Raw genomic sequence first — 24,401 nt, 5'->3', positions numbered from 1 at the left:
ATGGCATGGCGCACGCTTATGCGGCAGTTAGGCCCCATGGCGACCCTCCAGCCACAGTCCGGCAACGCCGACGCCGCCGATATATGCGCTGACATCGCCGGCCACGCTCTGCGGCTGATCGTGCGGGGCGAAGCGTTGCGCGACGCGCTTCTCGCCCTGATCGACGGCGCGCGGGTCAGCCTCAAACTCTATTATTACATCTTCGCCGCCGACGACAGCGGCGCCCGCATCCGCGACGCCCTGATCGCGGCGCGGCGACGCGGCGTCGCCGTCACCCTGATGATTGACGGCTTCGGCTCGGCGGACACGCCCGCCAGCTTCTTCGCGCCGCTGGTCGAGGCCGGCGCGCATTTCGGCCGCTTCGGAACCCGCCGCTCGACCCGTTACCTCATCCGCAACCATCAGAAGATGGCCATCGCTGATGACGCGACGCTGCTGATCGGCGGCTTCAATGTCGAGGACGGCTATTTCGGCATCCCGCCCGACGATTGCTGGCGCGATCTCGGTCTCCTGTTGCAGGGGGCGGAGGTGCGCGCGATGAGCAACTGGTTCGGACATATGTGGCGCTGGGTCTCCTCCAAACGCCAGGGCTTCCGCGCGCTGCGGCGTCTGGTCCGCCGCTGGCGTCCGCCCCGGCCGCGCGACCCGGCAAGCCCCTTCCGCTGGCTGATCGGCGGCCCGACCCGACACTTCAGCCCCTGGGCCAAGCTGGTCAAGCACGACCTGGAACAGGCGCGCCGGGTCGACATGATCGCCGCCTATTTCTCGCCGGGGCGCGGGATGCTGAAGCGCATCGCCCGCGCCGCGCAGCGGGATGGCGCGCGGCTCGTCCTTCCGGCGAAATCCGACAATTTCGCGACGGTTTCGGCGGCGCGGCTGCTCTATGGCCCGTTGCTCAAGCGCGGCGTGGAAATCCACGAATATCAGCCGTGCAAGCTCCACATGAAGCTGCTCGTCATCGACGACGCCGTCTATGTCGGCTCGGCCAATTTCGACATGCGAAGCCTGTTCCTCAATCTCGAACTCATGCTGCGGATCGACGATTCTGACTTCGCGGCACAGGTCCGCGCTTTTGTCGCTACCGAAGCCGCGCACAGCCGCGCCATCGATCTGGCCACCTATCGCGCCGACCGCTCGTTCCCGACCCTCGTCAAGCAATGGATCAGCTATCTGCTGGTCGGCGTGCTCGACTATACGGTCACGCGGCGATTGAACTTCCGCAATCCGGACGCGGACTGACGCCGAAGTATTTCGAGGCATCGGCGAAGGAGGGTGACGGCCGCATTTCGGACGAAGCGATCTGGCATCATGTGACAAAGCATGTCTGGCTGAGGGCCGGGCGGAACCGGGATGCACGATTTCCGTTTCGATGCCGTGCCGATTTGCCGGCATATGCAGGGGAGACATATGGACAGCCTTATCGCCGCCTTCACCGATCCGGCCGCCATTGCCGCGCTTGTCGCACTGGTGGTGATGGAGGTGGTGCTGGGGATCGACAATCTGGTCTTCATCTCGATCCTGACCAACAAGCTGCCCGAGGCGCAGCGGCCCAAGGCGCGGAAGATCGGCATCGGTCTCGCGCTGGCGATGCGGCTGGTGCTGCTGTCGATGATCGCGTGGATCGTGGGGCTGACCCAGCCGGTGTTCGACCTGGGGTTCAGCGGGCCGCCCGACCAGCATGGCGCGCCGACGTTCGAGACCGACTTTTCCTGGCGCGACCTCATCCTGATCGCGGGCGGACTGTTCCTGATCTGGAAGGCGACCAAGGAGATCCATCACAATGTCGATCCGCATGGCGACGACGATGTGCTGGACAAGAAAAGCGTCGCCACGCTGACCTTCGGCAGCGCGATCGTGCAGATCATCCTGCTCGACATGATCTTTTCGCTCGATTCGATCCTGACGGCGGTGGGGATGACCGATAACCTGGCGGTCATGTATATCGCCGTGATCGTGGCGGTGACGGTTATGCTGATCGCCGCCGACCCGCTTGCCAACTTCATCGCGCGCAATCCGACAGTCGTGATGCTGGCGCTGGGCTTCCTGCTGATGATCGGCGCGGTGCTGATCGCCGACGGCTTCGGCGTGCATGTGCCAAAGGGCTATATCTACGCGGCCATGGCATTCTCGACGCTGGTCGAGGTGCTGAATATCTTTGCCCGGCGGGCGACGGGGGGGAGGTAGCGTCCTTCTCCCCTTGGGGGAGAAGGACATGGAGCCTTGCCGCGCAGCGGCTAGGCGGAGCTGGATGAGGGGACGTTGGGACGCCGCCGTGACGTGGCTTCACCCTCACCCAGCTACGACTAGGCAGCACGCTGCCAAGTCTTCGCAGCCCTCTCCCGTCAAGGGAGAGGGATCAGGCGTCATGCCGCGGCGCGGCGTTCCTTCAGTTCCTCGTTCAGCATTTCGGCGAGAAGGAAGGCCAGTTCCAGCGACTGCGCGGCGTTGAGGCGCGGGTCGCAATGGGTGTGGTAGCGGTCGGCCAGCCCCTCGTCGGTGATGGCGATCGCGCCGCCGGTGCATTCGGTCACGTTCTGGCCGGTCATTTCCGCATGGATGCCGCCACCAAAGCTTCCCTCGGCGCGGTGCACCGCGAAGAAGCCGCGTACTTCGGCCAGGATGCGGTCGAACGGGCGGGTCTTGTAGCCGTTAGCGGCCTTGATGACGTTGCCGTGCATCGGGTCGCACGACCAGACCACCGGATGCCCTTCGCGCAGCACCGCGCGAACAAGTTTCGGCAGGCCCGCCTCGATCTTGTCATGGCCATATCGGGTGATGAGGGTGATGCGGCCGGCTTCGCGTGACGGGTTCAGCACGTCGAGCAGGCGGATCAGCGCGTCCGGCTCCAGCGAAGGGCCGCACTTCATGCCGATGGGATTGCCGATGCCGCGCAGATATTCGATATGAGCGGAGCCCTCGAACCGGGTACGGTCGCCGATCCAGAGCATGTGCGCGCTGGTGTCGAACCAGTCGCCGGTCAGGCTGTCCTGCCGGGTCAGCGCCTGCTCGAAGGGGAGCAGCAGCGCTTCGTGGCTGGTGTAGAAGCTGGTGCCGCCCAGCTGCGGCACGCTGTCGGCATCGAGGCCGCAGGCGCGCATGAAGTCAAGCGCCTGGCCGATCTGGTCGGCCATTTGTTCGAACTTGGCGGCCCAGGGCGATCGGCCCATGAAGTCGAGCATCCAGCCATGCACCCGGTCGAGCGACGCATAGCCGCCGGTCGAGAAGGCGCGCAGCAGGTTGAGCGTCGCGGCCGACTGGTTGTAGGCGCGAACCATCCGCTCCGGGTCCGGTTCGCGCGCTTCCGGCGTGAAGGCGATATCGTTGACGTTATCGCCGCGATAGCTGGGCAGCTCCACCCCGCCGATCGTCTCGGTGTCGGCCGATCGCGGCTTGGCGAACTGGCCCGCCATGCGGCCGACCTTCACCACCGGCAGCTTCGACGCGAAGGTCAGCACCACCGCCATCTGGAGCAGCACGCGGAACGTGTCGCGGATGTTGTTCGGGTGGAACTCGGCAAAGCTTTCGGCGCAGTCGCCGCCCTGGAGCAGGAAGGCGTCGCCGGCCGCGACCTTGGCAAGGTCGGCCTTCAGATGCCGCGCCTCGCCCGCGAAGACGAGCGGCGGAAACTGGCTGAGCTGGGCCTCCACCGACGCGAGCGCGTCGGCATCCCGATAGAAGGGCATCTGAATGCCCTTATGGCTGCGCCAGCTATCCGGCGTCCACTTCGCCGCCACGTCGAGTCTCCTTCACGAAAATAGGGGGCGCACCTACGCTTTCGATGGGCGTTAGGCAAGTTTATAGCGGTTGGCCCGCGATCGAGCGAAACGATCGGCTATTTTTGACAGGGCCAGCGTTCGTTGAGGGCGACGCTGACGAGGACGGAGGCAGGCGCCTTGCGCTGGTCGGGCCAGCGGTCGAGATAGGCAAGGACGGTCGCGCGCGCTTCGTCCGCGCCCATGCGGTCGGGCCAGCACACCGGGCGGGCGCGGCCGATGAACATGTCCTTGCGGATGCCGTCGACCACGCCGACGATATAGGCGGTGCAGGCAAGCGCATATTCGGGCGCCTTGTTGCGGCATTTGGCGCGCAGCGTGTCGCCGGTCTCGAACATGTAGGTCTGCGCCGGCGCGGGGGCGGGCGTGGCGGCCGCGAGCAGCGCGCAGAAGAGGAGCGTGCGGGTCATTCCTTTTTCTTTGCGGTGAAGGCGAAGGTGACGGCGACCTGCGGGCCAAGCCCCTTGCTGCTGTCGCCATTGCCGACGCCGAAGGATGCGCGGGCGACGGTGGCGCTTCCGGAGACGGTGCGGGTGGCGTCCTTGCCCGCCAGGGTGAAGCGGATCGTCTGCGGCTTCGACACGCCTTTCAGCGTCAGCGTGCCGCTGGCGCGATAGCGACCGGGGCCAGCCGCCTGCGCGCCCTTGGCGACGAAGGTCGCGGTCGGGTGAGCGGCGGCGGCGAAAAACTCGTCGCCCGGCAGCATCCCGTCCTTGTAGGCGTCGCCGACGCTGGCCGATCCGACGTCGATCGTCACCTTGATGTCCGTGCTTTCGGGATGGTCGGGGTCCATGACGATCGCGGCGGTCCATTTCGAAAAGGTGCCGCTGATCGTTTCGCCATCATTGCCGACCGAAAAGCCGACGCGGCCGCCGGGCTGAATGGTCCAGGCCGGGGGCGGGCCGGCGGGCTCCTCTTCCTCGGCGGCCGGTTCGGCGGCGTTGGCGGCGGCATTGTCGGCGACGGCGAGGTTGGCGGGCTCGGCTTCGGCGATATTTTCCGGCGCGTCGGCTTCGATCGGCGCGGGGGCAGCAGGCGCCGGCTGAGCGCCGGGCAGGATGGCGCGGCCGGCGGCGAAGCCGACAAGAAGCAAGGCGGGCAGGGCAACCAGCAGCAAGGACGATCGCCCCGGCACCATCCGCCAGAGCAGGCCGTCGCGCATCAGCAGATGGTGGCGCAGCGCGCCCGCGACGTGGAGCGCGAGCAGGGCGATGCCGATCCAGGCGAGCAGGCCATGCCCATTCTCGGCAATCTCATGCGCGGCGGCGGAAAGCGGCAGGTGGGGCAGGGGCAGGACGCCGAAGATCAGGGTTGGCACCTTGACCTTCGCGGTCGACACGAGCGCCCAACCGGTCAGCGGCGCGCCCAGCATGAAGGCGTAGAGGCCGGCATGTACGGCGCTGGCGAGTGTCCCCTGCCAGCCGCCTTCCAACTTGGGCGGGCGCGGTTTCCAATAGCGGACCGCGATCCGCAGCAGGGTCAGCGCCAGCACCGCCATCCCGACCGACTTGTGCAGTTGGAACAGGGCAAAGCCGCGCGCGCCCAGGTCCTCCAACGCCCATCCCACCGCGATCTGGAATGCCAGCAATGCAGCGATCACCCAGTGCAGCAATATGGCGGTGCGGCTGTAGCGGTGCATGGGCGATCCTTCGCATGTTGTGTCGGCGGCGAAACTATGCCTTGCCGACGCCGAAGTCCATCGACCGCGCGGAAAAGGTCGCGGTGCCAAATGCAATCCATGCTGTGGCGAAAAGGACGCAGAAGCGCGGCATAATTGCCGATGTGATTGCATCCCGTTCCGACCGGGCTAAGAGTTTCGGATTACCCCCACAAAAAGGGACGAGACATGGCCAAACCCGACGCCTGGCGGTTCGATCCGAACGCCTACAGCTTCGTCACCAGCATCGACACGCGGTTTCAAGACCTGGACACGATGGGCCATATCAACAATGTCGCGATCTCGGGTATTTTCGAGACCGCGCGTATCCGGTTCCACCATCATCTCGGCCGCCATCCGCAGGAACAGGGGGTGCGCTGGCTCGTGGCGGCGGTGTCCCTGAACTTCATCGAGGAATCCCATTTCCCCTATCCGTTCGAGGTGCATTGCGCGATCGGGCATATCGGGCGGACCAGTTGGACGATCAGCTCTGCCGGGTTTCAGAAAGGCGTCTGCGTCGCCACCGCCGACACGACGGTCGTGACCCATGGGCCGGAAGGGCGCCGCGTGATCGACGAGACGCTGCGCGAGGCGATGGAGCTGAACTTCCTGCGACGTCCCGGATAGGAGTCAGGCGAAGCCCGCCAAGCGCCGGCTCCACTGAAATGCGATGACCGCGCCCTTCACCGGCTGGATCAGCGCCAGGGCAAGAACCCCCGCAAGCGCCGGCCAGATCGCCGCCTGCCAGAGCAGAGGCACGGAGAAAGCGGCGTTCACCTCGATCATCAGCGGCACGATGATGTGGCCGAGCAGCAGGATGACGAGATAGGCGGGCAGATCGTCGGCCTGGTGCACGTCGAGCGGCTGACCGCAGGCGGCGCAGGAGGGCGCGGGCTTCAGGAAGCGCGCAAACATCCGCCCCTCGCCGCAGCGCGGACAGCGGCCGCGCAGGCCGAGCAGGATCGCGGGGCGGATCGGGCGGTCGGGGCGGCCTTGGGTCATGGTGCAGGCGTCCTGCAAGAGGGTGAGGGCGGGACTGGGTTCCGGCTTTCGCCGGAACACGGAGCGTCTAGGAATAGCGCGCGCGTAAGGCAAGCGTCACCCCTTTCCCCGGCGCGCGCGCCTCTCTAAGACAGCGCCATGTACCTGCCCGGCGGCGACGAGCCCTACTGCCTGTTCGATGATGCGCGCGCCCATGCGCCCGCGCCCGCGCGGCTGTATCGCGATCCGGTGGGGGTGGTAAGCGCGAGGACGATGGCGGAGGTGCAGCCGGCGCTGGACCGGCTGGCCGAGGCGGCCGAACATGGGCTCCATGCGGCGGGCTACATGGCCTATGAAGCCGGACTGGCGCTGGAAGAGCGGCTTGCCCCGATAGCGCGGCGCCGCGAAGGAGCGGGAGGACCGCTGCTGTGGTTCGGCCTTTATGAAGGGGTGCGTTTCATTCCGCCCGGCGACCTTGCGCCGATGCTGCCCGATCCGGCCGGCGCGCGGGTCGGCGCGCTGCGCCCGGCGCTGAATGAGGACGAGTATCGGGCCGCCTTCGCCCAGGTGCAGGACTATATCCGCGCGGGCGACATCTATCAGGTCAATCTGACCTTTCCCTGCGCTGTCGAACTGGCGGGCAATCCCGTCGCGCTCTACGCCACGTTTCGGCCGCGCGCGGCGGCGGGCTATGGCGGAATCATCCGCACCGGGGCCGAGACGATCCTGTCCTTTTCGCCCGAACTCTTCTTCACGCTGGTGCGCGGGCAGCTCACCGCGCGGCCGATGAAGGGAACGGCGACGCGCGGGGCAGACGCGAACGACGACGCAGCGATCGCCCGTTGGCTGGAGAGCGACGCCAAGCAGCGCGCCGAAAATCTGATGATCGTCGACTTGCTGCGCAACGACCTCTCGCGCGTGTCGCGCGCGGGCAGCGTGACGGTGCCCGACCTGTTCCGGGTCGAGACCTTCCCGACCGTGCACCAACTCGTGTCGACGGTGCGCGCGCGGCTGCTGCCGGGGCTGGCGCCGGTCGACGTGCTGCGCGTGCTGTTCCCCTGCGGGTCGATCACCGGCGCGCCCAAGGTCCGGGCGATGGAAATTATCGACGCGGTCGAGCCGTTTCCGCGCGGCGTCTATACAGGGGCCATGGGCTGGATCGACCCGGAAGGGGACGCGGCCTTCAACGTCGCGATCCGCACGCTGACGCTGCGCGACGGGCAGGGGGAAGCGCGCCTCGGCCTCGGCTCCGGCATCGTCGCGGATTCGGTCGGCGAGGCCGAATGGCGCGAATGCCTGGCGAAGGCGCGTTTCCTCACCGGCTTGACTTGAGCGCGGCGGGGCGGGAAGGAAGGCCCATGCCCTTTGCCGACGGACGGTTCGACCTGCTGGAAACCATGGCCTTCGATCCCCTGGAGGGGATCAGGCTGCTCGACCTGCATCTGACTCGGCTGAAGGCGAGCGCCGATGCGCTGGGGTTCCAGTTCGACCGGCACGGGGTGCGGAACGAGCTTCAGGCTGCGACCTTCCGCCTGCGCGCGAAGAGCCGGGTTCGGCTGCTCGCCTCGCGCGGCGGGGCGATCGCGATCGAGGTGCGCGATCATCGCACCTGGCCACAGGCGATCATGCCCGTCGCCGTGGTGCCGCGCCATGCGCCCGCCGACGACGGCCGGTTGCGGCACAAGACCACCGACCGCTCGCTCTATCGCGACGCGCTGAAGCGCGGCGGCACCTATGAGGTGCTGCTGAAGGACGCGGACGGTTATCTGACCGAGGGATGTTTCTCCTCCCTCTTCGTCGAGCGCGGCGACAAGCTGGTGACGCCGCCACTGTCGCGCGGGGTGCTGCCCGGCATCCTGCGGCAGAGCCTGATCGACATGGGCGAGGCGATCGAGGGCGATCTGCGCGTCGCCGACCTGGAGCGCGGCTTCTTCATCGGCAATGCGGCGCGCGGCATGGTGGCCGCGACGTTGGCGCGGTAGCTCAGCCTTCGCCGGGGCGAACAACCTGCCCCAGCATGGCGACGAGATCGGTTTGGCGGTTGACGCCGGTCTTGGCGAAGATGCTGGCGAGTTGCTTGCGCACGGTTTCGGTCGAGACTTTCGCTGCCTGCGCGGTTTCGCCCAGGGACAGGCCGCGCGCGAGCTGATCGGCGATGCGCGCTTCGGCGGGGGACAGGTCGAACAAGGACTGGAGCAGGCCAGTGCCCGGCGTCGTGCGGCGGGCGGGATCGACCAGAATCAGGAAGGCGGCGACGTTGGTGAAGATGTCGCGCGCGTCGCCGCGCACCGGCACGAGATGCAGCACGCGGAAGGCGTCCTCCTCTCCGCCGCGAAGGCCGATCGAGGCGCCGGCCGTATCGATGCCGGCCAGGCCGCGATCTAACTGTGCCTGCGCCGCCGGGCTGGGCAGGCGCAGCGCGCCGTGCGGGCCGATGAGGGTGGGCAGGCTCTGCTCGAAAGCGGGGTTGGCCAGCGCGATTCGGCCCCGCCGGTCGATCAGCGCGGCGGCGAAGCCGACCGCCGACAACGCCTCGACCGAGGAGCGCATCTTTTCAAAGTGGAAGCGCGCGGCAAGCATCGCCGACCGGGCGATATGGGGACGCAGCGTGTCGAGTTCCGGGATGGCGAGGCGGGCGGCGTCATGATCGGGCAGCCCTTCGAGGCTCATCAGTAGCCGCGAATCGCCGACATCGTTGATCAGGGTGGCGGCGCCGACTGCTACGCCCTTTGGAATCAGCCAGCCGGTGTAGATGGGCAGGGTGCGGGTCTCTTCCTCCGTCACCAGATCGAGATCGGTGAGGAAGCCGGGATGCGGCGGATGGGCAGCCAGCCGTTCGACCCGGACATTCTGGGTTACATAGGGCGACTGTTCGAACAGTCGCACGGTTTCCTCGATCGCGGGCGAGGTGATGCTGGACTGGCCGCTGCTCGACGCGCGGATCAACATGCCGCCGCGCGCGTGGAACCGCGCCGAAATCGCGTCGAGCACGCCCGCCCAATTCTGTGGCACGACGGCTGCTTCGTAGATCGAATCGATCAGCATTTTTCCCCCAAGTCCTTCATATCGGGCGGTGGCGGACGGTTGCCAGAACAAAATCGGTAGGATGCGGGGGAGCGCACGGGCGGCTTGGCATTTTCTTCCGGGGCCAGATGCCATGATGTGGCCGGTTGCCCCTGCGTCCGTTGCGGCCTAAGGGGCGTCGCGTCTGCCGATCGTGCAGGCGAGGGGAAATTTGAGAAAGATTGTTGCCATGAGCCAGACTTCCGCCGCCCTGGGCCGTATCCAGCCGTCCGCCACGCTCGCCATGAGCGCCCGTGTGAACGCGCTGAAGGCCGAAGGCGTGGACGTCATCGGCCTGTCGGCGGGCGAGCCTGACTTCGATACGCCGGACTTCGTCAAGGAAGCCGGGATCGCGGCGATCCGCAACAATCTGACCCGCTATACCGACGTGGACGGCACGGCCGACGTCAAGGAAGCGGTCATGTTCAAGTTCCGGCGCGACAACGGCCTGACCTTCAAGCGCAGCCAGATCAGCGTCAATTCAGGCGGCAAGCACACTTTGTTCAACGCGCTGGTGGCGACGGTGGACGTAGGGGACGAGGTCATCATTCCCGCGCCCTATTGGGTCAGCTATCCCGACATCGTGAACTTCGCGGGCGGGACGCCCGTCTTCATCGAAGGGCCGGCGAGCCAGGGCTACAAGATCACAGCGGCACAGCTCGATGCCGCGATCACGCCGCGCACCAAGTGGGTGATGCTGAATTCCCCCTCCAATCCGTCCGGCGCGGCCTATTCGGCCGATGAGCTGAAGGCGCTGGCGGAGGTGCTGCTGCGCCACCCCCATGTGCTGGTGATGACCGACGACATGTATGAACATGTCTGGTACGCGCCCACCCCCTTCGCCACCATCGCGCAGGTGTGCCCGGAGCTGTACGACCGCACGCTGACGGTCAATGGCTGCTCCAAGGCTTTCTCGATGACCGGCTGGCGCATCGGTTTCGCGGGCGGCCCCGAATGGATCATCAAGGCGATGGGCAAGCTCCAGTCGCAATCGACCAGCAATCCCTGCTCGATCAGCCAGGCGGCGGCGGTGGCGGCGCTGACCGGGCCGCAGGATTTCCTGGAGGAGCGCAACGCCGTGTTCAAGAAGCGCCGCGACATGGTGGTGGCAATGCTGAACGATGCGCCGGGCCTCGACTGCCCGACGCCGGAGGGCGCTTTCTACGTCTATCCCGACGCCAGCGGGGTGATCGGCAAGACGACGCCCAAGGGCGCGCTGATCGACAGCGACGAGGCGCTGATCGGCTATTTCCTGGACGAAGCGAAGGTCGCGGCGGTGCATGGCGCGGCCTTCGGCCTCTCGCCCGCCTTCCGCATCAGCTATGCGACGTCGGACGAGGTGCTCAAGAAGGCGTGCACCCGCATCCAGGAGGCCTGCGCCGCGCTGAAATAAGCGCCCGGCCAGGCAAAAAACCGAAACGGTCCTTTTCGCGCCGCGCCGTCTTGTGTTCGGCGTGGCGCGGCCTATATCCCCGTTGCGAAGAGAAACTGAATTAAAAGTTCCGCTCCGTTCGTCGTCCTGATGTCGATGTTGGTCGAAAGTCGCTGATGCGGCGGCGGCCGTTCAGACAGGGGCAAGTCGGATGCGGGTAGCCGGGGCCGGGATGACCGGCAAGACGAGACGAAAGGCGTTCGCCATGTTGGCGTTTTTGAAATCTGAGCTGTTCCTGCGCTTCCTGGGCGGGTTTGCGATCGGCGCCGTTGGCATGGTCATGCTCCAGCCCGACGAGCCACCGATGTTCAGCAGCACGGCGGTCGCGGCGACCCAGACCGATGCGGGTGCGCTCTAAGCGTTTGATCCTGGCCGCTGTCACGGCGCTCGCCGTGGCGGCTCCCGCCTGCGCCGAGCGTGCGGTGCGGGCACCCGTGCCGCAGGTCGACGCCGCGCCCACCCGCAAGCTGGAAACGGCGATATTCGCCGGTGGCTGCTACTGGGGCGTCGAAGGCGTATTCTCCCACATCAAGGGCGTCCATCTCGCCGTCTCCGGCTTTGCCGGCGGGCCGAAGGGCAGCCGCGTCGATTATGAGACGGTGAGCGGCGGCGACACGGGTTTCGCCGAATCGGTGCGCGTCACCTATGATCCCAAGCAAGTCAGCTACGGTACGCTGCTGCGCGTCTTCTTCTCGGTCATCGCCGATCCGACCACGCTAAACTATCAGGGGCCGGACCACGGCACCCAATATCGCAGCGCGCTGTTCCCGCTCAATGCCGAGCAGGACAAGGCGGCGCGCGCCTATCTCGCGCAATTGGGCAAGGCCGGCCTGTGGCGTGACCCGGTGGTGACGAAGGTCGAGCGTTTCACCGGCTTCCAGAATGCCGGCGAGGACCATCAGGATTTCATGCGGAAAAATCCGCGCCATCCCTATATCATGCGCTGGGATCAACCCAAGCTGGCGGCGCTGAAGGCGATGTACCCCGACCTATACCGGGATCGCCCGTCCGCCTGACGAACAGGAGCGAGACATGAGCGAGACGAGGGGCCTGAAACTGCTGTCGACCCTGGCGGAAGACGGCCGCCTGACGGTGGAACTGGTCGAGGATGCGCTGCCCGTGCCGACCGGAAATCAGCTGTTGGTGCGGGTCGAGGCCGCGCCGATCAACCCGTCCGACCTTGGCCTGATGTTCGGTCCGGCCGATGTCGCTTCCGCCGATTATGCCCCCCGCCGGATCGTCGCGCAGATGCCCGAACCGGCGGTCAGGGCGATGGCGGCGCGAATCGGACAGCCTCTGGGCGTCGGGAACGAAGCGGCAGGCACTGTCATGGCCGCCGGCGACGGGGCGGCGGCGCAGGCGCTGATCGGCAAGCGAGTCGCGATGATCGGCGGCGACATGTATGTCCAATATCGCCTGATCGACGCGAGCGATTGCATCGCGCTGCCTGACGATGTCACGGCGGAGCAGGGCGCGTCCGCGTTCGTCAATCCGATGACGGTCCTGGGCTTCATCGAAACGGCGAAGGCCGGCGGGCACAAGGCGATCGTCCACACCGCCGCCGCCTCCAACCTCGGCCAGATGCTCGTCAGGGTCGCGCAGGTCGATGGCCTCGGCCTCGTCAACATCGTTCGCAGCGCGGAGCAGGTTGCGCTACTGCGCGGCATCGGCGCGGAGCATGTGATCAACAGCAGCGACGCGGACTTCTCCGCCCGGCTGGAGGAGGCCATCGCCGCGACCGGCGCGACCGTGGCGTTCGACGCCATTGGCGGCGGCAAGCAGGTCAGCCAGATCCTGCACGCGATGGAAAAGGTCGCCGGCCGGGGCGCGACTTACAGCCGCTACGGATCGAGCAGCCCCAAACATGCCTATATCTACGGCGCGCTCGACATGGCGCCGACGATCCTGACGCGCAGCTTCGGCTTCACCTGGGACGTATCGGGCTGGCTGCTTTTCCCGTTTCTGCAAAAGGCCGGGCCGGACACGGCCGAGCGGATGCGCCAGCGCGTCCGCGACAATTTGACCACCCTGTTCGCCAGCCATTACAAGGCGCGGTTGTCGCTGGAGGAAGCGCTGACCCGTGAGGCGGTGCTCGCCTATAATGCGCGCCGCACGGGCGAGAAATATCTGATCCTGCCCAACGGCTGACCCATGAAAAAGGGCGGGGCCTTGCGGCGCCCGCCCGTTTCGGCCGACCGTTGACGCGCGCCTTATTTCGGCGACAGCACCATCAGCATCTGGCGGCCTTCCATGCGCGGATAGGCTTCGACCTTGGCGATTTCCGCGACATTCTCCGCCACGCGCTGAAGCAGGTTCATGCCGAGCTGCTGGTGGCTGAGTTCGCGGCCGCGGAAGCGCAGGGTGATCTTCACCTTGTCGCCTTCGCCGATGAAGTCATGGACCTTCTTCATCTTCGTATCATAGTCATGATCGTCGATGTTCGGACGCATCTTGATCTCCTTGATCTCCTGCGTCTTCTGGGTCTTGCGGGCGATATTCGCCTTCTTCTGGGCCTCGTACTTATATTTGCCGATGTCCAGGAACTTGCAGACCGGCGGGTCGGCGTTGGGCGATACCTCGACCAGATCGAGACCGACCTCATAGGCCTGCTCGATCGCCTCCTGCGTAAACATCACACCGAGATTTTCGCCTTCGTCATCGATCACGCGCACCTTGGGCACGGTGATGAACTCGTTGTAGCGGGGGCCGGACTTAGGCGGCGGCGCCAGCGGGCGGCGCATCATCGGGGGACGTATAGCAATATCTCCTGTGGTCGTTATCGAAAACGGACGGCTCTTAGCGGCTTTTGCGGAAAACCGAAAGGGGCGCGTGGCTCCGCCAAAGCGGAATCACGCACCCTTGCGGCATTTCTGCCTCACCGCATATCGGGTGCCTGCGCCTCTTTTGCAAGCCGGGCGATGACATCGGTGACGGAAAGGACGCTCTGCCCGTACTTGCCCAGTTCGCGCAGCGCCACCGTGCCTTCGTCCGCCTCGCGCCGGCCGACGACGAGGAGGTTGGGCACCTTGGCCAGGCTGTGCTCGCGCACCTTGTAGTTGATCTTTTCGTTGCGGGTATCGACTTCGGCGCGGATGCCGGCGGCGCGCAACTGCGCCACAACGTCGCGGGCATAATCGTCGGCGTCGGACACAATGGTCGCAACGACCGCTTGGCATGGCGCGAGCCAGAGCGGGAAGCGGCCCGCATAATGTTCGATCAATATACCGATGAAGCGTTCATAGCTGCCGAAGATCGCGCGGTGGAGCATCACCGGCCGGTGGCGTTCGCCATCCTCGCCCACATAGCTGGCGTCGAGGCGCTCGGGCAGCACGCGGTCCGACTGGATCGTGCCGACCTGCCAGGTCCGCCCGATCGCGTCGGTCAGGTGCCATTCCAGCTTGGGCGCGTAAAAGGCGCCTTCGCCCGGCAATTCTTCCCAGCCATAGTCGGGGGTATTCAACCCCGCGGCGGCGACCGCGTTGCGCAGTTCCTCCTCCGCCTTGTCCCACATCTCCTCCGTGCCGAAGCGCTTTTCGGGGCGCAGGGCGAGCTTGATCGAATAGGTGAAACCGAAATCCTTGTAGATGCGGTCGGCGAGCGCGCAGAAGGCGCGGACTTCCTCGACGATCTGGTCCTCGCGGCAGAAGATATGCGCGTCGTCCTGCGTGAACTGGCGCACCCGCATCAGCCCGTGGAGCGCGCCATGCGGCTCGTTGCGGTGGCAGCAACCATTTTCGTAGAAGCGCAGGGGCAGGTCGCGATAGCTCTTGATCCCCTGGCGGAAGATCAGGACATGCGCGGGGCAGTTCATGGGCTTCAAGGCCATCCACTCGGCATCGTCCGAAACCAGCGGGCCTTCGTCCGCGACGTTCGGCACTTCGTCGGGGATGACGAACATATTTTCGCGATATTTGCCCCAATGGCCCGACTGCTCCCACTGGCGCGCGTCCATCACCTGTGGGGTCTTGACCTCGCGATAGCCGGCGTCGTCGATCGCGCGGCGCATATAGGCTTCCAGCGCGCGCCAGATCACATAGCCCTTGGGGTGCCAGAACACCGACCCATGCGCTTCCTGCTGGAGGTGGAACAGGTCCATCTCCGCGCCCAGCTTGCGATGATCGCGCTTGGCCGCTTCTTCGAGGCGCATCAGGTGCGCGTCGAGCTGCTTCTTGTTCAGCCAGCCGGTGCCGTAGATGCGGCTCAGCATCGCATTCTTCTGGTCGCCGCGCCAGTAAGCCCCCGACACGCGGGTCAGCTTGAACGCCGCCGGGTCGAGCTTTCCAGTCGAGGCAAGATGCGGCCCCCGGCACATGTCGTACCACCCGTCACCGCTATGATAGACGGTCAGTTCCTCGCCCTGCGGCAGTTCGGCCGCCCACTGCGCCTTGAACGTTTCGCCCGCAGCTTCCCACTGCGCGATCAGCGTGTCGCGATCGATCACCTCGCGACGCAACACCTTGTCGGCGGCGATGATCTCGCGCATCTTCGCTTCTATCGCCGGCAGGTCTTCCTCGGTGAAGGGGCGATCCTTCGGCGCGAAGTCGTAATAGAAGCCATCCTCGGTCGCGGGACCGAAAGTGATCTGCGTGCCGGGGAAGAGCGCCTGCACCGCTTCGGCCAGGATATGGGCGAAGTCGTGACGGGCGAGCTCCAGCGCGTCGGCCTCATCCTTCGCCGTCACCAGCGCAAGGGTCGCGTCCGCTTCCAGCGGGCGGCCGATGTCGCGCAATTCGCCGTCGACTCGCGCGGCGATCGCCGCCTTGGCAAGCCCCGGCCCGATCGCCGCCGCAATGTCCGCCGGGGTGGTGCCGGGCGCGACTTCGCGCACGTTACCGTCGGGCAGGGTGATCTTGAGCATGGCGGACACGGGGAAACTCTCTGATGAAGGATAAGGGCGCGGCCGGCAAAAAGCCGCGCCTTCCCCTTAAATGGGCGGTCCATCCTGTCAATAGAAGCCCTCTTGCCAGCTCGAAGCCAAAGGCGCATCATCGATGTGCTGTTATATCATAATCAGCATGAGGAGGGACAGATGGCTTTGAGCTTTGCAAGACCCCGCGGCGCCCCGGACGGCGCGCCGATGAGCGACATGAACACCACCCCGCTGATCGACGTGATGCTGGTGCTGCTCATCATGTTCATCATCACGATCCCCATCCAGACGCACAGCGTAGGCGTGGACCTGCCACAGCCGCAGCCCGACCAGACCTTGGCCAAACCCGATCCCGTCAAGAACAAGGTGACGATCGACGCCGCCGGCCTCATCCGCTGGAATGGCGCGGCGGTCGACCGGCTGACGCTGCGCCGGTATCTCGCCGCGTCGCTGCGGCTGCCGGTGGAACCGGAATTGCAGTTCCAGCCCGACGCGCAGGCACGCTACATCATCGTCGACGAAGTGCTGGCCGACATCCGCCGCGCGGGCGTGACGCGGATGGGGTTCGTGGGGAATGAGCGCTATCGGGAGTTTTGAGGACACCGCTTTTCGCTTGACCTGTATAAGTCCCTGATCTTTCCTGCCCGCCGGGGATTTCGGGGGACATGGGGCATGGACGAGGAACAGATCGGGCGTGAAGGATTCGCGTTCGAGGGCGATTGGCGGGACTATGCGCCGATCGCCTTCACTAATTTGCTGCTGACGATCGTGACGCTGGGCTTTTATCGCTTCTGGGCGACGACGCGGACGCGGCGCTATCTCTGGGCGAATACCCGCTTCATCGACGACCGGCTGGAATGGACCGGCACAGGGCTTGAGCTGTTCATCGGCTTCCTGATGGTGATCCTGCTCATCGGCCTGCCTTTCTTCTTCATCCAGTTCGGGGCGCAGGCGCTGGTTCTTCAGGGGCATGGCGGGATCGCCGCGATCCTGACCTTCGTCGCCTTCTTCGTCATCTTCTACATGGTCGGCCTCGCCCGCTTTCGCGCCTTGCGGTATCGGCTCAGCCGCACCTGGTGGCACGGGATAAGGGGAGGGAGCGACGACGCCGGCTGGGGCTATGGCGTGTCCTATATCTGGAAAAGCTTCGTCGGCACGCTGGCGGCGGGGCTCATGATCCCCTGGTCGATGATGTCGCTGTGGAACGAACGCTGGAACAAGATGAGCTTCGGCCCGCATATGTTTGAATCGGCGGGCGAGCATGGGCCGACGATGAAGCGGTTTCTGCTCTTCTATTTGGCGCCGCTCGGATTATTTGCGCTGGTGGGAATAACCTTCGCCAGCAGGAGCCGGCCAAGCTCCGGTTCCTCCTTTCTGATTTTCGCGCTTGGCGTTGGGTTCTACATCGGCCTCGGTCTGATCGCGCTGGCCTTCTACGCCAAATTCTTCCGCGTCGCGGTCGATGGTTTGTCGCTCGCCGGGCTCAACTTCCATTTCTATGCCAAGACCCGCGAGTGGATCATGCTGTTCCTGGGCGACATCGCGCTGGTGATCGGCACGCTCGGGATCGGCGCGATCTTCCTGCAATATCGGCACTGGAAATTCTTCATCACCCATATGGGCGTGACCGGCGAAATCTTCACCGACGAACTCACCCAGTCGCAGACCCGCACGGCCCGCCATGGCGAAGGGCTGCTCGACGCGCTGGATGTGGGCGCCTTCTAACCCGTGGAGGAATTCCGCCTCTGGCATTATGACGGCGTCACCGCCGTGCGGCGCGCGGTGGCGCTCGTGGCGGAGGATGACGCGCATTTCCGGCTGACGGAGCCTGAAAGCGGCTGGACCGGCGAGCCGGTCGCATGGGATGACCTGACCGTCATCGGCGCGGACAAGGGGCGGTCGGCTTACGGCCACCACGCGCTGCCCGGATGGCGCGTGGGCTTTGCCGGAAACGCGCCGCCCGATATCGCGGCGCGGCTGCCACGAGCGGAGCGCTATGGCCGCTGGGTCGACCGGTTCGGGCTGTGGCGGGCGGCGGCCGCCTTCACCGTCATCGCCGGGCTGGTGGTGTGGGGCGCGCTGGAAGCGCCCTCGTTGATCGCGCCGATGATCCCGCAAAGCTGGGAGAACCGCATGGGCGACGCGATGGTCGGCGATTTCGGCGGCCGCATATGCAGCACGCCTGCCGGCGACAAGGCGCTGGCGGCGCTCGTCGCGCGGATCGACCCCGATGCCGAGGCGCGCGACGTGGTGGTCGCCAACATCCCGCTGGTCAACGCCGTCACCTTGCCGGGCGGGCGGATCATCCTGTTCGACGGGCTCATCCAGCAAGCGGGATCGCCCGACGAGGTGGCGGGCGTGCTGGGGCATGAACTCGGCCATGTGCGCCACCGCGACACGATGACCGGGCTGGTGCGGCAACTGGGACTCAGCGTGCTGCTGGGCGGGTTCGCCGGCGACGCGGGCGGCTATCTCAACGGCGTCCTGTCCTTGACCTACGGGCGCAAGGCGGAGGATGCGGCGGACAGCGTCGCCATCGCGCAGATGCGCGCCGCCCGGATTTCCCCGGCCGGCACCGCCGCTTTTTTCGAGCGGATGGGCGGCAAGGGCGAGGGCGCGGACGTCGAGCGGGCGATGACCTGGCTGTCGTCCCACCCGCTGTCGGCCGACCGGCGCAAGCGGTTCGAGGCGGCGGTGCAGCGCGGCGCGGCCTATCGCCCGGCGCTGGACGCGGCCCAGTGGCAGGCGCTGCGGCGCAGCTGCAAGTCCGATCCCAGCGTGGAGGACGCCTGGGGCCGCCCCTTCTGATCGCGGTTGAATGCATCCTGCACAGTCTTTATGCAGGCGGCCGGAAAGGAGGCGGCCGATGAAGACGATGCGTTACGCGCTGGCAGCGCTCATATGCTATGCCGCCTTCTGGGGCGCGGCGCATATCGGGCTGCTGCCGGGTCTTGCTGCCGGGGCTCCTGACACGCTCGGGACGCAGGCGACGACGGGCGCGGCGACCGCGCAGAAGCTGAGCCGGATTTTCCCCGTTATCCGTTAAGCGTCAGACGAACAGCAGCCGGGCGTCTTCGGACAGGCCCTGAATCAGTGCGACCGGGCCGGCGGTCTCAACGCCGGGCGGCAGGTCGGTCGCGGACAGGCCGGCAAGCGCCAGCCCGCTCTGGCAGGCGATAAGGCGGACGCCGATCGCCCGCGCTTCCTCCATCAGGGTCGCAAGATCGGGGAGACCGGCGGCGCGGTGCGCGGCATCCTGCGGCGCGCATATCGGCGCGCGCAGCAGCGCGACGGCGTCGAGTTGCAGGAACAGGCTGGCCGACCCGCCCAGCGCCGCCTGCGCCGCCGCCAAAGCGAGTGCGCCGCGCAGCCTTTCCGGGTCGGGCGTGGCGACGATCAGAGCGAGGGGACGCATAGATCCATGGCGCATCCGGCGCAGCCCGGATCCTTGGACACGGCAAGGGTACGAAATCGCATCGAGAGCAGGTCGGCGATCAGCAGCCGGCCCGCCATGTCCGCGCCGAAGGGCACGATCTGGCGGAGGGTTTCGAGCGCGGCGAGGCTGCCGATCGTGCCGGTGAGCGCGCCGAGCACGCCGGTTTCGGCGCAGTTGCGCTCCGGTGCGTCGTCGGGCGCGCCGACCAGGCAGCGATAGCAGGGCTTGTCCGCCTCCCATCCGCGATAGGTGGCGAGCTGCCCCTCGAACGGGCCGACCGCCGCCGACACGAGTGGGATGCGGAGCCGCTGCGCCGCGTCGGCCACGGCGAGGCGGGTGGTGAAATTGTCGCAGCCGTCCAGGATCACGTCGGCGTCGCGCAGGACCAGCGCGGCATTGTCCGCATCGATCCGGGCGTTAATGGGGATGAGCGTGACGTCCGGGTTGAGCCGCGCGACGGCGGCACGCGCGGCTTCTGCTTTGGGCGCGCCGACATCTTGCGTGCCGAACGCGATCTGCCGCTGAAGATTGGAGAGCGCCACCGCGTCATCGTCGATCACGCGAATGCGCCCGACCCCGGCCGCCGCGAGATAGAGGATGGCCGGGCTGCCGATCCCGCCCGCGCCGATCACCGCGACATCGGCCGACAACAGCCGCATCTGTCCCGCGCCGCCGATTTCCTTGAGGATGATATGGCGGGCGTAACGATCCAGCTGATCGTCGGTCAATGTCATGGGGCGTCGGACCAGAGGAACCGCACCTGCGAGCGCATCCAGCGTGGCTGCGTGCCGCCGGCGGGAAAGCTCTTGCCCAGCAGGCTGAGGATGCGCGCGCTGACGAAGCGTTCGACTTCGGGGCAGCGGGCGTTGACCGGGGCGATCTTGAGCGGCTTGCCTTCGGGCGAGAGCAGGAAGAGCATGTCGATTTCCAGCAGCCACGACCCTTCATAGCTGACCGCGCTCGAACACTCGCCCTTGCGGTAGAAGCGCGCGACATCCTCCGACCAGCGCGGCGACACGCGGCGGCCCTGCCAGCCATGAATCACCGGCACGGCGCTGATATCCTCGGGCATCGGCGGAAGCGCGGCGGCTCCGGGAGCGGCGACGGCCAGCAGCAGCGAAATCAGCATCGTCATCGCATCACACTCCTGTCGACCCGAAACCGCCCTGTCCACGCGCGGTCTCGTCCAGACTATCGACTTCCGCGAAGCTGGCAAGCTGCACCGGGGCAGCGACGAGCTGGGCGATGCGGTCGCCGCGCGCGATGACGAAGGGCTGGTCGCCAAGGTTGATGAGGATGACCTTCAACTCCCCCCGATAATCGGCGTCGATCGTGCCGGGCGTATTGGGCAGGCTGATGCCATGCTTGAGCGCGAGGCCGGAGCGCGGGCGGACCTGAACTTCATAGCCTTGCGGGATCGCCATGGCGAAGCCGGTCGCGACCGCATGACGGCCGCCGGGGGGCAAGATCACATCCTCCGCCGAGACCACGTCCATGCCGGCGGCATGTGCGGTAGCATAAGCGGGGACAGGCAGCCCTTCGCCATGGGGCAGGCGCTTTAGTTTAATCTCGATGGGCGAGGGCATGGGCGACTTTCTCGATGAGGCGGGTGGCGACCTGGTTCTTGGGCAGCGGCGGCCAGACGTCGATGCCGGCGGCGGTCACGATCTGCACCGCATTGCTGTCGCCGCCCATCACGTCGCCGGAAACGTCATTGGCGACGATCCAGTCCGCGCCCTTTTTGGTAAGCTTGGCTTGGGCATGATCGGCGATTTTTTCGGTTTCGGCGGCGAAGCCGACGAGCAGGGCGGGGCGCCGGAGGTGGTGGCCAAGCGTGGCGAGGATGTCGGGGTTTTCGACGAGCGCCAGCGGCGCGGGCTGGCCCGAACCGTCCTTCTTGATCTTCTGGTCGGCGGCGTCGGCGGTGCGCCAGTCGGCGACGGCGGCGACCATGATCGCGGCGTCGGCGGGCAGTGCGGTCTCGACGGCGGCCAGCATGTCCCGCGCCGTCTCCACGTCCACCCGATCGACTCCGGCGGGTGTCGGCACGTGCACCGGCCCCGCCACCAGCGTGACCCGCGCCCCGGCCCGCGCGGCGGCGGCGGCGATGGCGAAGCCCTGCTTGCCCGACGATCGGTTGGCGATGTAGCGCACCGGGTCGATCGGCTCATGCGTGGGTCCGGCGGTGACGAGGATGTGCTTGCCGGTGAGCGGCAGGTCATCGCCGGCGAAATCGGGCTGTCCGGCCAGAGGATCGGCGGGGCGGGGAAGGGCAAGGAGCCGCTCGATCTCGGTCACGATCTCCTCAGGCTCGGGCAGCCGGCCCTTGCCATATTCGCCGCAGGCCATGGAGCCGCTCGCCGGCTCCAATATGTGGATGCCGTCGCCGCGCAGCGTGTCGAGGTTCCGCCGGGTCGCACGATGATGCCACATGCGCACGTTCATGGCCGGCACCGCCAGCACCGGCTTGTCGGTGGCGAGCAGCAGCGTCGTCGCCAGATCGTCGGCCATGCCGTTCGCCATCCGCGCCAGAATATTCGCGGTCGCGGGTGCGACGACCACCAGATCGGCCTGACGGCTGAGCTGAATATGTCCGATCTCGCGCTCTTCCTTGAGGTCGAACATGTCGCCATAGACATGATCTTCGGTGAGGACGCCAAGGCTGAGCGGCGTGACGAACTGCCTGGCGCTCTCGGTCAGCACCGCCCGCACCGCAATACCGCGCCGCTTGAGCAGACGGACAAGCTCCAGCGCCTTATAGGCCGCGATGCCGCCGGAGACGATGAGGAGGACGCGTGGGGTCATGAGAACTGTGCATATCGCCCAACGGCATTGCGGAAAAGTGCTTCGGCAGCCTCTCTGCCCTCAACACTCGTCGATGTGCTTCGTGGCGCGAAATGATCGCGAGCAGCCGCAAATTCCGAGTCCACGAAGGCGCTGACCGGAGCGGGAAGAGGAGCGCTGCCCATTTCCTTGGTTTCGGCTTTGCGCCTGATGAGGTCGGAAACGATCGGCACTAGGTCGTACGGGGGGTCGCATTGATCCATCAGTGTCGGGAAATGCATCGGGGCTACCCTTTCTTGAGGATGCAACCGCATCCAACGCAGTGCGGCAGCGGGTCGAAGCGCGTAGAAGAGCTTCTTCATTCCGACATTCTTGTCGTCCGAAAAATAGGCGCGCCGTTGGCCCTCGCCCAAATGCAGATAATGGCGGGCCACCGCATCACGATCTGTGAAGCGGCGGGCCAGATCAAGCAGTTGCTCGCGCAGCCAGATGTCGCCCCGATATGCAATCGGCGAAGTCAGCCATTCGATCACCACAGCGTTGCCCTTAAGCAGCAGCTTGATCGCCTTGCCCAAGTCCCAGCCGTTGACATCCAGATCACCGTCCAGAGGCGTTTCGATCACATCGCGTCGGACCCAAGGGGAGAGATAGTCGTCTGCGCGCCGGACAAACAGGAAGCGGCAGTCATAATCGCTGTCGGGGGATGGGAAGCCCCACGCCCTGCTCCCGCTCTCTATGGCCCACCCGATTACGACATGGTCCTGTGTCTCGATTTGGGCAAGCCGCTCGTCGATATGGTGGACCGCTGTCGCATCGAAGCTGTCGGGGATGGATCGGATCGACGGAAACATGGTCATCTAAAGATGGGATCCAAGGAACATCGCGCCAGCCCCGGCCGCCGCCGCCAGCACCGCCACCAGCGCATAGCGCCAGCCGCCGCCGACGCGGATCAGCTTGACTTCGGTCAGCGGCGGGGGCGGTGGCGCGCCGCCTTTCTCCGGGAAGGCGTCCTCGATACGGCGGACGAGGGCGGGGAGCCGCTGGAGCGTGCGCCAGTTCTCGATCAGCGTGTCGGCGGCCTTCGCCTCCGGCCCGAGTTCGGTGCGCAGCCATTCGCGGACATAGGGGCCGCTGGTTTCCCACAGGTTGATGTCGGGGTCGAGCGCGGTGGCCACGCCCTCCACCATCACCATCGTCTTTTGCAGCAGCAGCAGATGCGGCTGGGTCTGCATGTCGAAGTCGCGGGTGATGGCGAACAGCCCGTCGAGCATCCCGCCCACGGAAAGCTCGCGCACCGGCTTGCCGCGCATCGGTTCGCCCACGGCGCGCAGCGCGGTCGCGAACTCGGCGACATTATGGTGGGCGGGCACATATTGCGCCTCGAAATGGATTTCGGCGACGCGGCGGTAATTGCCGGTGATGAGGCCGTAAAGAATCTCCGCCAGCCACATGCGCGCGCGCCGGTCGATCCGGCCCATGATGCCGAAGTCGATGGCGACGATATCGCCATTGGGCGTCACGAACAGATTGCCCTGGTGCATGTCGGCGTGGAAGAAGCCCTCAGCGATCGCCTGCCGCAGGAATGCGTTGACGAGGCGGCTTGCGAGTTCCTTCACGTCATGCCCCGCCGCGATCAGCGCCGCGCGATCGGCGATCTTGACGCCGTCGATCCACTCCATCGTCATGACGCGGCCGGTGGTGCGGTCCCAGTCGATCTCAGGAATGCGGTATCCCGGCATCGCCTCCATCGCTTCGGCGAGTTCGGAGGCGGAAGCGGCTTCGCGGCGCAGATCCAGCTCGCGCGCCGTCCAGCGCTTCATGTTGGCGATGACGAGGCGCGGGCGCAGCCGGGCGATCTCGCCGCCCAGCTGCTCCACATGGGCGGCGGCCCATTCATAGGTCTGGATGTCGCGGTTGAACTGGTCGATGACGCCGGGGCGAATGACCTTGACCGCCACATCGCGCCCGTCGGTGGTAAGCGCGCGATGCACCTGGGCGATCGACGCTGCGCCGACAGGCGTTTCGTCAAAGCGGCTGTAAAGCGCCTCCAACGGACGGCCAAAGCTCTGTTCGATCTCGGCGCGGATCGTCTCGAACGGAACGGGTGGCAGCGCATCCTGAAGACGGAGCAGGTCGGTGGCTGCGGCCTCCCCCACCAGATCAGGGCGGGTGGCGAGCGTCTGGCCGAGCTTGATCGCGGCCGGGCCGATCGCTTGGAACGCGTCGGCATAGCGCGGCTGCGCGGGGACTCGCGCGCCGAACCGGGCGAGGCGGACGAGGCGACGCACCGGCGCGGGGGTCAGCGGATCGCGCTCGATGCCGGTCAGCGCGCCATGCCGCGCCAGTGTGCGGCCCCATTTCAGGAGCCGCCAGATATGGGTGGCGTGGGAGGTCATGACTAAATG

Annotated in this window: 27 protein-coding genes; 13 read left to right on the top strand and 14 right to left on the bottom strand. The window is 66.4% G+C overall.

The window, feature by feature from the left end:
- Nucleotides 1-1,239 (top strand): phospholipase D-like domain-containing protein, encoded by a 1,239-nt coding sequence (locus tag ACETPF_RS09650; protein WP_373934230.1) that lies wholly within the window; start codon nt 1-3, stop codon nt 1,237-1,239.
- 168 nt (nt 1,240-1,407) lie between these two features.
- The gene (locus ACETPF_RS09645) at nt 1,408-2,184 is read left to right on the top strand and encodes a TerC family protein (protein WP_373934229.1); all 777 of its coding nucleotides are present in this window, start codon (nt 1,408-1,410) and stop codon (nt 2,182-2,184) included.
- 179 nt (nt 2,185-2,363) lie between these two features.
- Here ACETPF_RS09645 and ACETPF_RS09640 read toward each other — a convergent pair whose 3' ends face one another.
- The 3 genes from ACETPF_RS09640 to ACETPF_RS09630 all read right to left on the bottom strand — a co-directional run bounded on the left by ACETPF_RS09640 (nt 2,364) and on the right by ACETPF_RS09630 (nt 5,412).
- Nucleotides 2,364-3,734 (bottom strand): class II 3-deoxy-7-phosphoheptulonate synthase, encoded by a 1,371-nt coding sequence (locus ACETPF_RS09640; RefSeq protein WP_373934228.1) that lies wholly within the window; start codon nt 3,732-3,734, stop codon nt 2,364-2,366.
- A gap of 98 nt (nt 3,735-3,832) precedes the next feature.
- A complete protein-coding gene (locus ACETPF_RS09635; protein WP_373934227.1) occupies nt 3,833-4,183 on the bottom strand; it encodes a Rap1a/Tai family immunity protein in 351 nt (116 codons plus the stop codon).
- Entirely contained in the window at nt 4,180-5,412 is a 1,233-nt protein-coding gene (locus ACETPF_RS09630) for a YceI family protein (RefSeq protein ID WP_373934226.1), read from the bottom strand. The genes ACETPF_RS09635 and ACETPF_RS09630 overlap by 4 nt, the downstream gene beginning before the upstream one ends.
- A 207-nt stretch (nt 5,413-5,619) precedes the next feature.
- On the opposite strand from ACETPF_RS09630, the gene ACETPF_RS09625 reads away from it, so the two are divergent.
- Nucleotides 5,620-6,057, top strand: coding sequence for an acyl-CoA thioesterase (locus ACETPF_RS09625; protein ID WP_373934225.1), 438 nt, complete (start codon nt 5,620-5,622; stop codon nt 6,055-6,057).
- 3 nt (nt 6,058-6,060) lie between these two features.
- On the opposite strand, the gene ACETPF_RS09620 is transcribed toward ACETPF_RS09625, so the two are convergent.
- Nucleotides 6,061-6,432: a DUF983 domain-containing protein gene (locus tag ACETPF_RS09620; protein ID WP_373934224.1), complete on the bottom strand. Its 372-nt coding sequence runs from the start codon at nt 6,430-6,432 to the stop codon at nt 6,061-6,063.
- Nucleotides 6,433-6,570: 138 nt separating this feature from the next.
- On the opposite strand from ACETPF_RS09620, the gene pabB reads away from it, so the two are divergent.
- Together pabB and ACETPF_RS09610 are read left to right on the top strand one after the other, a co-directional pair.
- On the top strand, nt 6,571-7,743 hold the full coding sequence (gene pabB / locus ACETPF_RS09615) for an aminodeoxychorismate synthase component I (RefSeq protein ID WP_373934223.1): 1,173 nt from the start codon (nt 6,571-6,573) through the stop codon (nt 7,741-7,743).
- Nucleotides 7,744-7,769: 26 nt separating this feature from the next.
- Nucleotides 7,770-8,393: an aminotransferase class IV gene (locus ACETPF_RS09610; protein ID WP_373934222.1), complete on the top strand. Its 624-nt coding sequence runs from the start codon at nt 7,770-7,772 to the stop codon at nt 8,391-8,393.
- 1 nt (nt 8,394) lies between these two features.
- Here the strand turns inward: ACETPF_RS09610 and ACETPF_RS09605 are convergent, their stop codons facing one another.
- A complete protein-coding gene (locus ACETPF_RS09605) occupies nt 8,395-9,456 on the bottom strand; it encodes a helix-turn-helix transcriptional regulator (protein ID WP_373934221.1) in 1,062 nt (353 codons plus the stop codon).
- Nucleotides 9,457-9,664: 208 nt separating this feature from the next.
- On the opposite strand from ACETPF_RS09605, the gene ACETPF_RS09600 reads away from it, so the two are divergent.
- The 4 genes from ACETPF_RS09600 to ACETPF_RS09585 all read left to right on the top strand — a co-directional run bounded on the left by ACETPF_RS09600 (nt 9,665) and on the right by ACETPF_RS09585 (nt 13,054).
- On the top strand, nt 9,665-10,867 hold the full coding sequence (locus ACETPF_RS09600; RefSeq protein WP_373934220.1) for a pyridoxal phosphate-dependent aminotransferase: 1,203 nt from the start codon (nt 9,665-9,667) through the stop codon (nt 10,865-10,867).
- A 211-nt stretch (nt 10,868-11,078) separates the two neighbouring features.
- Complete coding sequence (locus ACETPF_RS09595; RefSeq protein WP_373934316.1) at nt 11,079-11,264, top strand: hypothetical protein; 186 nt, start codon at nt 11,079-11,081, stop codon at nt 11,262-11,264.
- A complete protein-coding gene (msrA, locus tag ACETPF_RS09590; RefSeq protein ID WP_373934219.1) occupies nt 11,248-11,922 on the top strand; it encodes a peptide-methionine (S)-S-oxide reductase MsrA in 675 nt (224 codons plus the stop codon). The genes ACETPF_RS09595 and msrA overlap by 17 nt, the downstream gene beginning before the upstream one ends.
- Before the next feature lie 16 nt (nt 11,923-11,938).
- Nucleotides 11,939-13,054 (top strand): zinc-binding dehydrogenase, encoded by a 1,116-nt coding sequence (locus ACETPF_RS09585; protein ID WP_373934218.1) that lies wholly within the window; start codon nt 11,939-11,941, stop codon nt 13,052-13,054.
- A gap of 62 nt (nt 13,055-13,116) precedes the next feature.
- Here ACETPF_RS09585 and infC read toward each other — a convergent pair whose 3' ends face one another.
- Together infC and thrS are read right to left on the bottom strand one after the other, a co-directional pair.
- Nucleotides 13,117-13,650, bottom strand: coding sequence for a translation initiation factor IF-3 (gene infC, locus ACETPF_RS09580; RefSeq protein WP_373934217.1), 534 nt, complete (start codon nt 13,648-13,650; stop codon nt 13,117-13,119).
- Between the two features lie 131 nt (nt 13,651-13,781).
- Nucleotides 13,782-15,764, bottom strand: a complete 1,983-nt coding sequence (gene thrS / locus ACETPF_RS09575) for a threonine--tRNA ligase (protein ID WP_373934309.1) — start codon at nt 15,762-15,764, stop codon at nt 13,782-13,784.
- A 171-nt stretch (nt 15,765-15,935) separates the two neighbouring features.
- Here thrS and ACETPF_RS09570 point away from each other — a divergent pair, with 171 nt between their 5' ends.
- The 4 genes from ACETPF_RS09570 to ACETPF_RS09555 all read left to right on the top strand — a co-directional run bounded on the left by ACETPF_RS09570 (nt 15,936) and on the right by ACETPF_RS09555 (nt 18,822).
- Nucleotides 15,936-16,373 carry an ExbD/TolR family protein gene (locus ACETPF_RS09570; protein ID WP_373934216.1) on the top strand — a complete coding sequence of 146 codons (438 nt, stop codon included), beginning with the start codon at nt 15,936-15,938 and terminating at the stop codon, nt 16,371-16,373.
- 75 nt (nt 16,374-16,448) lie between these two features.
- A complete protein-coding gene (locus ACETPF_RS09565; RefSeq protein WP_373934215.1) occupies nt 16,449-17,501 on the top strand; it encodes a YjgN family protein in 1,053 nt (350 codons plus the stop codon).
- Between the two features lie 3 nt (nt 17,502-17,504).
- Nucleotides 17,505-18,584, top strand: a complete 1,080-nt coding sequence (locus ACETPF_RS09560; RefSeq protein WP_373934214.1) for a M48 family metallopeptidase — start codon at nt 17,505-17,507, stop codon at nt 18,582-18,584.
- 58 nt (nt 18,585-18,642) lie between these two features.
- Complete coding sequence (locus ACETPF_RS09555; protein WP_373934213.1) at nt 18,643-18,822, top strand: hypothetical protein; 180 nt, start codon at nt 18,643-18,645, stop codon at nt 18,820-18,822.
- Between the two features lie 3 nt (nt 18,823-18,825).
- Here ACETPF_RS09555 and ACETPF_RS09550 read toward each other — a convergent pair whose 3' ends face one another.
- From ACETPF_RS09550 to ubiB, 7 genes are read right to left on the bottom strand one after another with little or no spacing between them, the layout of a single operon-like run.
- Nucleotides 18,826-19,191 carry a DsrE family protein gene (locus tag ACETPF_RS09550; protein WP_373934212.1) on the bottom strand — a complete coding sequence of 122 codons (366 nt, stop codon included), beginning with the start codon at nt 19,189-19,191 and terminating at the stop codon, nt 18,826-18,828.
- Nucleotides 19,173-19,946 (bottom strand): HesA/MoeB/ThiF family protein, encoded by a 774-nt coding sequence (locus ACETPF_RS09545; RefSeq protein ID WP_373934211.1) that lies wholly within the window; start codon nt 19,944-19,946, stop codon nt 19,173-19,175. The genes ACETPF_RS09550 and ACETPF_RS09545 overlap by 19 nt, the downstream gene beginning before the upstream one ends.
- Nucleotides 19,943-20,347 carry a hypothetical protein gene (locus tag ACETPF_RS09540; protein ID WP_373934210.1) on the bottom strand — a complete coding sequence of 135 codons (405 nt, stop codon included), beginning with the start codon at nt 20,345-20,347 and terminating at the stop codon, nt 19,943-19,945. Before ACETPF_RS09540 ends, ACETPF_RS09545 begins: the two co-directional genes overlap by 4 nt.
- A 4-nt stretch (nt 20,348-20,351) precedes the next feature.
- Complete coding sequence (dut, locus tag ACETPF_RS09535) at nt 20,352-20,798, bottom strand: dUTP diphosphatase (protein ID WP_373934209.1); 447 nt, start codon at nt 20,796-20,798, stop codon at nt 20,352-20,354.
- The gene (gene coaBC / locus ACETPF_RS09530) at nt 20,776-22,017 is read right to left on the bottom strand and encodes a bifunctional phosphopantothenoylcysteine decarboxylase/phosphopantothenate--cysteine ligase CoaBC (protein WP_373934208.1); all 1,242 of its coding nucleotides are present in this window, start codon (nt 22,015-22,017) and stop codon (nt 20,776-20,778) included. The genes dut and coaBC overlap by 23 nt, the downstream gene beginning before the upstream one ends.
- Nucleotides 22,014-22,853: a nucleotidyltransferase domain-containing protein gene (locus ACETPF_RS09525; RefSeq protein ID WP_373934207.1), complete on the bottom strand. Its 840-nt coding sequence runs from the start codon at nt 22,851-22,853 to the stop codon at nt 22,014-22,016. The genes coaBC and ACETPF_RS09525 overlap by 4 nt, the downstream gene beginning before the upstream one ends.
- Nucleotides 22,854-24,392, bottom strand: coding sequence for a 2-polyprenylphenol 6-hydroxylase (gene ubiB, locus ACETPF_RS09520; protein ID WP_373934206.1), 1,539 nt, complete (start codon nt 24,390-24,392; stop codon nt 22,854-22,856).
- Nucleotides 24,393-24,401: the final 9 nt, after the last annotated feature.

The organism is Sphingobium agrisoli, from assembly GCF_041877245.1.
GTDB lineage: Bacteria > Pseudomonadota > Alphaproteobacteria > Sphingomonadales > Sphingomonadaceae > Sphingobium.
The sequence above is the reverse complement of the archived record's forward strand: the minus strand, read 5'-3'. Positions and strand labels throughout refer to the sequence as shown.

Bases quoted from the DNA above. Each gene is read 5' to 3' on its own strand.
- ACETPF_RS09585 (WP_373934218.1), top strand. From the start codon at position 11,939: ATGAGCGAGACGAGGGGCCTGAAACTGCTGTCGACCCTGGCGGAAGAC.
- ACETPF_RS09570 (WP_373934216.1), top strand. From the start codon at position 15,936: ATGGCTTTGAGCTTTGCAAGACCCCGCGGCGCCCCGGACGGCGCGCCG.
- ACETPF_RS09565 (WP_373934215.1), top strand. From the start codon at position 16,449: ATGGACGAGGAACAGATCGGGCGTGAAGGATTCGCGTTCGAGGGCGAT.
- ACETPF_RS09525 (WP_373934207.1), bottom strand. From the start codon at position 22,853: ATGACCATGTTTCCGTCGATCCGATCCATCCCCGACAGCTTCGATGCG.
- dut (WP_373934209.1), bottom strand. From the start codon at position 20,798: ATGCCCTCGCCCATCGAGATTAAACTAAAGCGCCTGCCCCATGGCGAA.
- ACETPF_RS09620 (WP_373934224.1), bottom strand. From the start codon at position 6,432: ATGACCCAAGGCCGCCCCGACCGCCCGATCCGCCCCGCGATCCTGCTC.
- ACETPF_RS09630 (WP_373934226.1), bottom strand. From the start codon at position 5,412: ATGCACCGCTACAGCCGCACCGCCATATTGCTGCACTGGGTGATCGCT.
- ACETPF_RS09635 (WP_373934227.1), bottom strand. From the start codon at position 4,183: ATGACCCGCACGCTCCTCTTCTGCGCGCTGCTCGCGGCCGCCACGCCC.
- ACETPF_RS09610 (WP_373934222.1), top strand. From the start codon at position 7,770: ATGCCCTTTGCCGACGGACGGTTCGACCTGCTGGAAACCATGGCCTTC.
- coaBC (WP_373934208.1), bottom strand. From the start codon at position 22,017: ATGACCCCACGCGTCCTCCTCATCGTCTCCGGCGGCATCGCGGCCTAT.
- ACETPF_RS09555 (WP_373934213.1), top strand. From the start codon at position 18,643: ATGAAGACGATGCGTTACGCGCTGGCAGCGCTCATATGCTATGCCGCC.
- ACETPF_RS09645 (WP_373934229.1), top strand. From the start codon at position 1,408: ATGGACAGCCTTATCGCCGCCTTCACCGATCCGGCCGCCATTGCCGCG.
- pabB (WP_373934223.1), top strand. From the start codon at position 6,571: ATGTACCTGCCCGGCGGCGACGAGCCCTACTGCCTGTTCGATGATGCG.
- ACETPF_RS09545 (WP_373934211.1), bottom strand. From the start codon at position 19,946: ATGACATTGACCGACGATCAGCTGGATCGTTACGCCCGCCATATCATC.
- ubiB (WP_373934206.1), bottom strand. From the start codon at position 24,392: ATGACCTCCCACGCCACCCATATCTGGCGGCTCCTGAAATGGGGCCGC.
- ACETPF_RS09595 (WP_373934316.1), top strand. From the start codon at position 11,079: ATGACCGGCAAGACGAGACGAAAGGCGTTCGCCATGTTGGCGTTTTTG.
- ACETPF_RS09650 (WP_373934230.1), top strand. From the start codon at position 1: ATGGCATGGCGCACGCTTATGCGGCAGTTAGGCCCCATGGCGACCCTC.
- ACETPF_RS09550 (WP_373934212.1), bottom strand. From the start codon at position 19,191: ATGCGTCCCCTCGCTCTGATCGTCGCCACGCCCGACCCGGAAAGGCTG.
- ACETPF_RS09605 (WP_373934221.1), bottom strand. From the start codon at position 9,456: ATGCTGATCGATTCGATCTACGAAGCAGCCGTCGTGCCACAGAATTGG.
- thrS (WP_373934309.1), bottom strand. From the start codon at position 15,764: ATGCTCAAGATCACCCTGCCCGACGGTAACGTGCGCGAAGTCGCGCCC.
- infC (WP_373934217.1), bottom strand. From the start codon at position 13,650: ATGATGCGCCGCCCGCTGGCGCCGCCGCCTAAGTCCGGCCCCCGCTAC.
- msrA (WP_373934219.1), top strand. From the start codon at position 11,248: ATGCGGGTGCGCTCTAAGCGTTTGATCCTGGCCGCTGTCACGGCGCTC.
- ACETPF_RS09625 (WP_373934225.1), top strand. From the start codon at position 5,620: ATGGCCAAACCCGACGCCTGGCGGTTCGATCCGAACGCCTACAGCTTC.
- ACETPF_RS09600 (WP_373934220.1), top strand. From the start codon at position 9,665: ATGAGCCAGACTTCCGCCGCCCTGGGCCGTATCCAGCCGTCCGCCACG.
- ACETPF_RS09540 (WP_373934210.1), bottom strand. From the start codon at position 20,347: ATGACGATGCTGATTTCGCTGCTGCTGGCCGTCGCCGCTCCCGGAGCC.